Raw genomic sequence first — 8,241 nt, forward strand, 5'->3', positions numbered from 1 at the left:
GCACCTCCGCCGGACCTTCCCTGATCGGCAAGCGACCGCTTAGTATGCGAACAGACCCCGGTCAGACGACGCAGTCCCTGGAGGCTTCGCATGCAGGCATGGCAAGTGCACGAGAACGGCGAGCCGAGCGAGGTGATGCGGCTGGCGGACGTCGAGCGGCCCACGCCCGGTGCCGGCCAGGTCCTGCTGAAGGTGCGTGCCGCCAACATCAACTTCCCGGACGTGCTGATGTGCCGGGGCCACTACCAGGTCAGGCCGCCGCTGCCGTTCACCCCTGGCGTGGAGATCTGCGGCGAGACCGAGGACGGCCGCCGCGTGCTCGCCAACCCCGCGCTGCCGTACGGCGGTTTCGCCGAGTACGCCGTCGCGGACGCCGCCGCCCTCCTGCCCGCCCCCGACTCGCTGGACGACGCAGAGGCCGCCGCCCTGCACATCGGCTACCAGACCGGGTGGTTCGGTCTTCACCGGCGGGCCGGGCTCGAAGCCGGAGAGACGCTGCTCGTGCATGCCGCCGCGGGCGGGGTCGGCAGCGCGGCCGTACAACTCGGCAAGGCGGCCGGGGCCACCGTCATCGGTGTCGTCGGCGGCGCCGACAAGGCCGCGGTCGCCCGGGAGCTGGGCTGTGACGTGGTGATCGACCGGCGCAGCGAGGATGTGGTGGCCGCGGTCAAGGAGGCCACCGGCGGCCGGGGCGCCGATGTGATCTACGACCCCGTCGGCGGCGAGGCGTACACCCAGTCCACCAAGGTCGTCGCCTTCGAGGGCCGGATCGTGGTCGTCGGCTTCGCCAGCGGCACGATTCCCAGCCCGGGGCTCAACCACGCGCTGGTGAAGAACTACTCGATCCTCGGTCTGCACTGGGGCCTGTACAACACCAAGAACCCCAAGCTGGTCCAGCACTGCCACGAGCAGCTCACCGAACTGGCCGCCCGGGGCGCGATCAAGCCGCTGGTGAGCGAGCGCGTGCCGCTGAGCGGGGCCGCGGCCGCCGTGCAGCGCGTCGGCGACGGAGTCACCACCGGCCGGATCGCCGTCGTCACGGAGGGAGCAGCATGACCGACGCCGCCGAACTGCGCAGCCTCACCCAGGAGTTCCTGGCCGCGCACCCGCCCGCCGGCACCGAACGGCTGGACTTCCTCCGGGCCCGCTTCGACGCGGGACTCGCCTGGGTGCACTACCCCGAAGGCCTAGGTGGTCTCGGTGCCCCGCGCTCCCTCCAAGCCGTCGTGGACGCCGAGTTGGAGGCGGCCGGCGCCCCCGACAACGACCCCCGCCGGATCGGCATCGGCCTCGGCATGGCCGCACCGACGATCCTCAAGTACGGCACCGAGGAGCAGACGCGGCGCTACCTCCGGCCGCTGTGGACGGGCGAGGAGGTCTGGTGCCAGCTCTTCAGCGAGCCCGGCGCCGGCTCCGACCTGGCCGCGCTCGGTACGCGCGCCGTGCGGGAGGGCGACGACTGGGTGGTCAACGGGCAGAAGGTGTGGACGTCCAGCGCCCACATCGCCCGCTGGGCCATCCTCATCGCCCGTACCGACGCGGACGTGCCCAAGCACGCGGGCATCACCTACTTCCTCTGCGACATGACCGACCCGGGCGTCGAGGTGCGGCCGCTGCGCCAGATCACCGGCGAGGCCGAGTTCAACGAGGTGTTCCTCACCGACGTCCGCATCCCCGACTCCCGCCGTCTCGGCGCGGTCGGCGACGGCTGGAAGGTCGCACAGACCACGCTGAACAACGAGCGCGTCGCCATCGGCGGTATGCGGCTGCCCCGCGAGGGCGGCATGATCGGCCCGGTCTCGAAGACCTGGCGCGAGCGCCCCGAACTGCGCACCCATGAACTCCACCAGCGCCTGCTGAAGCTCTGGGTCGACGCCGAGGTCGCCCGGCTCACCGGCGAGCGGCTGCGCCAGCAGCTCGTCCAGGGCCAGCCCGGACCCGAGGGCGCCGGCATGAAGCTCGGCTTCGCCCGCCTCAACCAGGAGATCAGCGGCCTGGAGGTGGAACTCCTCGGCGAGGAGGGCCTGTTGTACGAGGACTGGACCATGCGCCGCCCCGAGCTGGTGGACTTCACCGGCCGTGACGCCGGCTACCGCTATCTGCGCTCCAAGGGCAACAGCATCGAGGGCGGGACCAGCGAGGTCCTGCTGAACATCGTCGCCGAGCGCGTCCTGGGACTGCCCAGCGAGCCGCGCACCGACAAGGACGTCGCCTGGAAGGACCTGGCCCGATGACCGATCTTCTCTACTCGGAGGAGGAAGAGGCGCTCCGCGCCGCCGTCCGGGACCTGCTCGCCGACCACTGCGACGCGCCCGGCGTCATCGCGCGCACCGAGTCCGACACGCCCCACGACCTGGCGGCCTGGAAGGCGCTCGCCGACGGCATGGGCCTCGCGGGTCTCCTGGTCCCCGAGGAGCACGGCGGCCAGGGCGCCACGCACCGCGAAGCCGCCGTCGTCCTGGAGGAGTTGGGCCGTGCGGTCGCCCCCGTGCCCTACCTCACCAGCGCGGTGGTCGCCACCGAGGCGCTGCTCGCCTGTGACGCCTTCGACCTCCTGGCCGAGCTCGCCTCCGGCCGCCGCGTCGGAGCCCTCGCCGTCGCCCTGAACCTCGCTCCGGGCGCCGCCTGCAAGGTCGTACGACATGAAGACGGCGCCCTGCACGGGGAGTTGACCGGCATCGCGGACGCGGTCGTCGCCGATGTGCTGCTCGTGCCCGCGGACGACGGCGGGCTGTACGCCGTGGACGCCGACGCCGTGACCGTCACCCCGCAGGTGTCCCTGGACCTGACCCGGCCCGTGGCGACCGTGACCCTGAACGGCGCCGCCGGCCGGCGCCTCGGCGACGCCGAACCCGCCGTACGCCGGGCCCTGCGCGTCGGTGCCGGGCTGCTGGCCTCCGAGCAACTCGGGCTCGCCGACTGGACGTTGACCGAGACCGTCCGCTACCTGAAGGAGCGCAAGCAGTTCAACCGGCCCGTCGGCGGCTTCCAGGCGCTCAAGCACCGGCTCGCCCAGCTGTGGCTGGAGGTCGTCAACCTGCGTGCCGCCGCCCGTAACGCCGCCGACGCGCTGGCGACTGGAGCGGACGCCGAGGTGGCGGTCGCCGTCGCCCAGGCGTTCGCGGCGCCCGTCGCCGTGCACGCCGCCGAGGAGGCGCTGCAATTGCACAGCGGTATCGGGATGACCTGGGAGCACCCGGTCCATCTGTATCTGAAGCGGGCCAAGGCGGACTCGATCGCGTACGGCACCGCGGGCGCCCACCGGGCGGCGCTGGCCGAACTGGTCGACCTCCAGGCGCCCTGACGTACCCCGAAGTTCACCGGGGAAAGCCCGCCCTGCCTGGGGCGGGCTTTTCCGTGCGCCTGCGCGGAAGGAGTGAACGGGCGGCGGCAGTCCGGCCAACTCCTGGCATGTACAGGTTCCTTGAGGCCCGGACCGCCTCATACTCCCTGTGGTTCAGATCGGCTCACAGGGAGGCAGAACATGGCGCTCATCACTCGTCGCAGAGCCCTCACCACGGTCGGCGCCGCACTCGCCGGCGTCCTCGCCCCGCCCGTCGGCAGTGCGTTCGCCACCGAACAGAAGCACCGCCCGCGCCCGTTGTGGCGCGCCCACGCCCACAACGACTACGAGCACCCGCGCCCCCTCTTCGACGCCCTCGACCACCGCTTCGGCAGCCTTGAGGCCGACATCTTCCTCGTCGGTGACCAGCTCCTGGTCGCCCACGACCCCGAGGACCTCGACCCCGCGCGCACCCTGGAGTCCCTCTACCTCGACCCGCTCGCCGCCCGCGTCAAGGCCAACCACGGCTCCGTGTACCGCGGTTACCGCAGGCCGCTCCAGCTCCTCATCGACATCAAGACCGAGGGCTCCTCCACGTACCTCGAACTCGACCGGCATCTCAAGCGGTACAAGCACCTGTTCACCACCTATGCCCACGGCCGTGTGTTCCCCGGCCCGGTGACCGCCGTGATCTCCGGCGACCGGGCCGCCCGCGTGCCGATGGAGGCGCAGAGCGTGCGCCGCGCCTTCTACGACGGCCGGCTCGCCGACCTCGGCAGCGCCGCCCCCGCCTCGTTCATCCCGCTGATCAGCGACAACTGGACAAACCACTTCACCTGGCGGGGCATCGGCGCCTTCCCCGACGCCGAGCGGCAGAAGCTGACGACGATCATGCAGGCGGCGCACTCCCGGGGGCAGCGGGTGCGGTTCTGGGCCACCCCGGACCTTCCGGGCCCGGAGCGCGACGCGCTGTGGACCGAACTCGTCGCCGCCGACGTCGACCACCTCAACACCGACGACCTGGCGGGCCTGCAGGCCTTCCTGGAGGCGAACGACCGGCCGTGACACCACACGTTCGGCGGACAGGTCAGCCGCCCGGACGAACCCTCCGCTACGCCACACTTACGGCCGAACGCCGTGAACCGGACGTGACGGCGTGGCGGAGGAGGTTGACGATGGCGATTTCCATCTCTGTGGTGCTGCTGCTCCTGATCCTTGCGGTGATCTTCCTGCGCAACGGCGGGCTGAAGGTCTCCCACGCCCTGGTGTGCGCGCTGCTCGGCTTCTACATGGCCGGCACGAGCATCGCGCCCACCATCCAGAGCGGCCTCACCGCCACCGCCGACATCGTCAGCAGTCTGAGACCGTGAGGCCGCCCCGGTGCGACGTCAGGGGGTCGTGAAGACCCCGATGCCGTTCGGGACGGGGCGTTCCGCGCCGCCCGAGGGATGGTTGCGGACCGTGACCGCCGAGGCCCCCGGAGCGCGGGCGACCAGCGTCGAGGACCCGCCACCGTCCAGGCTGAAGGCGTCGACAGCGCCCAACTTCCGCATGGTGTCCGCGATTTCGGCGATGGTCAGACCGCGGTACGCCGAACCGCCGTCCAGCGAGAACAGCAGCACCTGCTTCCCACCGCCCCCGATGCCCATGGCGCTGCGCACCGCGGACGTGATGTTGTCCAGGCCGGCCGGCGGCTGCCCACCGGAGAGCACCGGATACCCGCCGACCGCGAACCGGTACGCCACCCGCGAGGCCGCCGCCACCAGCTTGTGCCGTACCTTCACCGGCTGACCCGTGACGAACTTCCGCAGCTCCTGCGCGCCCGCCTCCCGGCCCACGAGCACCGTGGTCCCGGGTTCGATGATCCCGCCGCCCGGGCTGTCGGCGGTCGACACCACCCGGCCGTCCCGGATCGTCACCTCATGGGTGTCGTCGCTGCACGGCGCCGCCCGGTCGGTGTCGGTGCCGCAGGTCGCGCGCACCCGGGAGGCGAAACCCCAGTCGGAGGTGAACGCCCCGATGGAGTTCTCCGGCAGCGCGTACTGATTGAGCCCGCCGAGCCTGAGCTGTCCGGTGGCCGTGCGGATCGAGCCGGTGAGCGCCATGTCGTCAAGACGGGCCCGGCGGTCCACGCCCATGCCGATGACGTCCTCGGTGGAGGTGCCGGGCGGCAGCGCGGGCCCGAAGCGCTGACCGTTCGGCACGGCCGCCTTGAGCGTACGGCCGCTCGCCACGGCCGGTCCCACGCTCGCGCCGGTCGCCTCGACACCCGGGTGCTGCGTCTCGGTGATGTTGAAGAAGTCGCCGTTCACCCCGGCGACGGCACCCTGGGCGTCGGCGAGGCGGGACGCGGGCGCCCGTGCGGCCACCTTCCCCGGGTACAGCAGGTCCAGCGTGACGTGCGGGTTGGTCAGGTCGACGCGCAGCAGATGGCCGTGCGCGGTCCCGCGGGCGCCTTGGATGTCGAACTGCTCGTAGACGACCCCCGGTGCGAGCCGGGTGCCGTCGGGAACGCCGCTGGCCGGTGCCGCCCCCACCAGGGCGGTACCGGCCAGCGCGCCGAGTGCGGTGAGAAAGGTCAGTGCCGTTCTGCCTGCCGTGAACCGTTTCTGACGTCGTGTCACAGTCCCCCCTGAGGGCTCGTCAACTGTCCCAGGACTCAGGGGAAGTGCATCAGATCGAGGCGGACGGCGGGGTGGCTAGGCGCCGACGACGCGAGAACGGGTGAGGAAACGCACCCCCTCGGGCGCCTCCAGCGAGAAACCGCTGCCCCGGCCCTCGACCACGTCGACGATCAGCCGGGTGTGACTCCAGGCCTCGTACTGGCTGCGGGACATCCAGAAGCCGACCGGCTCCTCGACGCCGTCCACGTACAGCTCCGCGAGCAGCACATCCGAGCCGCCGGTGCGGAACTCGCCCTCCGGGTAGCACATGGGCGCGCTGCCGTCGCAGCAGCCGCCGGACTGGTGGAACATCAGCGGGCCGTGCGCCGCGTGCAGCCGCCGCAGCAGATCGGCCGCCGCGGGCGTGAGTTCGACGCGCGGGATCTCCTCGTACATGCCAACCATCCCCAGGGGAGCCGGATCCGGGTCACGGACGGGTCAGGACACCACACCGGAGGTTGCGAGAGGGTTGCACCACGGCTTGGCGTACGGGGTGAAGTGGGCCGGTGTGTGGTCGACCGGCAGGCCGGGGCGCCAGGCGGTGAGGGCCTGGGCGCTGCACACGAACAGCTCCTGCGGCAGCCGGTCCAGCGGATACCAGCGCCAGTCGCCGACCTTCTCGTCGGGCTGGTCGGCCGGCTCGCCGTGCCAGGCGGTGACCTGGGCGGCGACGGTGACCCGTACGACCCCGCCGACCTGGTCGAGGAGGGTGCCGAGGAGGCGTACGTCCGCCGCTCGGGCCGTGAGGCCGGTCTCCTCGGCGAGTTCGCGGACCACCGTCTCCTGGAGCGACTCCCCGGGTTCCACCATGCCGCCTGGCAGCTCCCAGGTGCCGTGGCGGTGGCGGCCCAGGAGCAGGCCGCGCGGGCCGTGGAGGATCGCGCCGACGCCGAGGGCCGTCTGGGGGACGGGCGGGCGGGGCGTGCGGGGGCGGGAGGAGACGCGCCGGGTCGCGGCGGACTATCCGCACCCCAAGCCGCCCGAGGGGCAGCTCGCGCTGCTGCGGTTCGTCGCGCAGCGCGAGGGCGCCACCGTGCGCGAGGTGGCCGAGGCGCTGCTGATGAAGCCCAACAACGTCAGCACCCTCGTCTCGCAGATGACCGAGCGCGGACTGCTGGAGCGCCGCCAGGACGACTCCGACAAGCGGGTCGCGCTGCGGATTCACCCCCGTCGAGGCGGGCGTACGCACCCTGCCGCTGAGCCTCGCCTCCCTGGTCGCCTCCCCGCTGGGCGCGGCCCTCACCCAGCGGCTGGGCGCCCGGTTCACGATGCCGCTCGGCATGGTGCTCCAGGCCGTCGCCTGCTTCGGCATGCTCACCTGGCAGACGGACTCCTCCTACGCCACGATGTGGCCGCCCTTCGTCGCGCTCGGCCTCGGCGTCGGCATGGTGCTGTCCGCGTCCTCCGACGCCATCGTCGGCAACGCCCCCGTCCAGGACGGTGGAGTGGCGGGCGGTCTGCAGGCCACGACCCTCCAGATCGGCGGCGCCCTCGGCACCTCCGTGCTGGCGTCCCTGATCAGCGCCAAGGCCGGCGCCACGCTCACCGGCGAACTGACGGCGGCGGGCGTACCGTCCGCGCTCGCGGAGAGGCTCCAGGAGGCCAAGGACGCGGTGGCGATGGGCATTGCGCCGGTCTCCGCGGACATGCCGGCAGGCGTGCGGGCGGCGGTGGTGGAGGGCAGCGGGCAGGCGTTCCTGAACGGCGTCCATGCCGCCGTGGTTCTCACCGGTGTCCTGTGTCTGGTGGGGGCCGCCGTGGCGGCGGCGGGGCTGCGGCGCTCCGCGGAGTGAGGGGTGCGGACGGCGTAAAACCGCTGGCCCCGGCGGCGAGCGTCTGCTTAGGGTGATCGTCGCGGCATCGCGTGGCGGTGCCGGCAGGGTGAGGCATGGAGGTTCCGCGGAGTTGCCTGTGGAGGCATCACCTTGTCCGTCGAGTTCAACCACACCGTTGTCGCCTGCCGGGACCGCGAGGAGTCGGCCCGTTTCCTCGCCGGGATCCTCGGCCTCGAAGTCGGCGAACCGGCCGAGCCGTTCCTGCCCGTCGTCACCGCCAACGGCGTCAGCCTGGACTTCGCGACCGTCGGCCACGACGTCCCGACCCAGCACTACGCCTTCCTCGTCTCCGAGGAGGAGTTCGATCAGATCCTCGCCCGGCTCGTCGCGGCGCGGGTCCCCATCCAGGCCGATCCGCCACCCTGCGCCCAGCCCTTCACTCCGGCTGAACTCACCTGCGTCAGGCTCGCGTGACCGCCCGGGGGGCAGGACCCGGCCGGATGGGCCGTTGGGCGGGTGG

At 72.3% G+C, this 8,241-nt stretch carries 7 protein-coding genes and 4 pseudogenes; 8 read left to right on the forward strand and 3 right to left on the reverse strand.

Features of this window, described 5'->3' with window-relative positions:
- The first annotated feature begins 90 nt into the window (after positions 1-90).
- The 5 genes from RMT89_RS33005 to RMT89_RS33025 all read left to right on the forward strand — a co-directional run bounded on the left by RMT89_RS33005 (position 91) and on the right by RMT89_RS33025 (position 4,653).
- Positions 91-1,056: an NADPH:quinone oxidoreductase family protein gene (locus RMT89_RS33005; RefSeq protein WP_315887419.1), complete on the forward strand. Its 966-nt coding sequence runs from the start codon at positions 91-93 to the stop codon at positions 1,054-1,056.
- Positions 1,053-2,234 carry an acyl-CoA dehydrogenase family protein gene (locus RMT89_RS33010; protein ID WP_315887420.1) on the forward strand — a complete coding sequence of 394 codons (1,182 nt, stop codon included), beginning with the start codon at positions 1,053-1,055 and terminating at the stop codon, positions 2,232-2,234. The genes RMT89_RS33005 and RMT89_RS33010 overlap by 4 nt, the downstream gene beginning before the upstream one ends.
- The gene (locus RMT89_RS33015) at positions 2,231-3,304 is read left to right on the forward strand and encodes an acyl-CoA dehydrogenase family protein (RefSeq protein ID WP_315887421.1); all 1,074 of its coding nucleotides are present in this window, start codon (positions 2,231-2,233) and stop codon (positions 3,302-3,304) included. Before RMT89_RS33010 ends, RMT89_RS33015 begins: the two co-directional genes overlap by 4 nt.
- Before the next feature lie 180 nt (positions 3,305-3,484).
- Complete coding sequence (locus RMT89_RS33020) at positions 3,485-4,348, forward strand: phosphatidylinositol-specific phospholipase C/glycerophosphodiester phosphodiesterase family protein (protein ID WP_315887422.1); 864 nt, start codon at positions 3,485-3,487, stop codon at positions 4,346-4,348.
- 110 nt (positions 4,349-4,458) lie between these two features.
- The gene (locus RMT89_RS33025; protein ID WP_315887423.1) at positions 4,459-4,653 is read left to right on the forward strand and encodes a hypothetical protein; all 195 of its coding nucleotides are present in this window, start codon (positions 4,459-4,461) and stop codon (positions 4,651-4,653) included.
- A gap of 18 nt (positions 4,654-4,671) precedes the next feature.
- On the opposite strand, the gene RMT89_RS33030 is transcribed toward RMT89_RS33025, so the two are convergent.
- The 3 genes and pseudogenes from RMT89_RS33030 to RMT89_RS33040 all read right to left on the reverse strand — a co-directional run.
- Positions 4,672-5,907 (reverse strand): phosphodiester glycosidase family protein, encoded by a 1,236-nt coding sequence (locus tag RMT89_RS33030; RefSeq protein ID WP_315887424.1) that lies wholly within the window; start codon positions 5,905-5,907, stop codon positions 4,672-4,674.
- A 75-nt stretch (positions 5,908-5,982) separates the two neighbouring features.
- Entirely contained in the window at positions 5,983-6,342 is a 360-nt protein-coding gene (locus RMT89_RS33035) for a DUF779 domain-containing protein (protein ID WP_315887425.1), read from the reverse strand.
- Between the two features lie 42 nt (positions 6,343-6,384).
- A pseudogene (locus tag RMT89_RS33040) lies at positions 6,385-6,891 on the reverse strand (NUDIX hydrolase); the annotation flags it as partial.
- On the opposite strand from RMT89_RS33040, the pseudogene RMT89_RS33045 reads away from it, so the two are divergent.
- From RMT89_RS33045 to RMT89_RS33055, 3 pseudogenes are all read left to right on the forward strand, one after another.
- Positions 6,890-7,099, forward strand: a pseudogene (locus RMT89_RS33045) (MarR family transcriptional regulator); the annotation flags it as partial. The pseudogenes RMT89_RS33040 and RMT89_RS33045 overlap by 2 nt on opposite strands.
- A gap of 4 nt (positions 7,100-7,103) precedes the next feature.
- Positions 7,104-7,739: pseudogene (locus RMT89_RS33050) on the forward strand (MFS transporter); the annotation flags it as partial.
- A 132-nt stretch (positions 7,740-7,871) separates the two neighbouring features.
- A pseudogene (locus tag RMT89_RS33055) lies at positions 7,872-8,138 on the forward strand (VOC family protein); the annotation flags it as partial.
- Positions 8,139-8,241: the final 103 nt, after the last annotated feature.

This window comes from Streptomyces sp. P17, assembly GCF_032436805.1.
In the GTDB taxonomy this organism is placed as follows: domain Bacteria; phylum Actinomycetota; class Actinomycetes; order Streptomycetales; family Streptomycetaceae; genus Streptomyces.